This window comes from Hymenobacter terricola (genome assembly GCF_017921975.2).
Lineage (GTDB): Bacteria > Bacteroidota > Bacteroidia > Cytophagales > Hymenobacteraceae > Hymenobacter > Hymenobacter terricola.
In genome coordinates this window covers 1-340 of sequence record NZ_JAGEMO020000259.1, presented here as the reverse complement: position 1 = coordinate 340, position 340 = coordinate 1, and the positions used below count along the sequence as shown (strand labels likewise).

Here is a 340-nt window from a genome sequence, read left to right as displayed (position 1 = left end):
GGCGCTATGATGGTGCCCGGCTCTATTGTTGAGCCGGCCACCATTAAGCGTTACAAGTCTCGGGTCGGCACCGGCCACATTATCCAGGTCCACGAGCAGGATCTCGATAAGTATAAGAAGTACTTCAAGGAACGCCACGGCGTTGACCTGAAGCTCCCCGAAGCTCCAAAGGAGCCTGAAGCTCCAAAGGAGCCTGAAGCTCCAAAGGAACCTGAAGCTCCAAAGGAGCCTGTTCCCCCTGTCAAGCCTACAACAGTGGCTAAGGCAGCCGTTGTAGTTAAACCACACTAAGGAGGTGTAATGATGTCGTTTTCTTACTCTGGTGATCCAAGTGCAAGTG

The 340-nt window shown here is 52.9% G+C and carries 1 protein-coding gene; it reads left to right on the top strand.

The window, feature by feature from the left end; genetic code table 11:
- Window positions 1–291, top strand: a 291-nt coding sequence (locus tag J4G38_RS28480; RefSeq protein WP_226164229.1) for a hypothetical protein, incomplete at its 5' end; no start/stop codon positions are given.
- Window positions 292–340 lie beyond the last annotated feature (49 nt).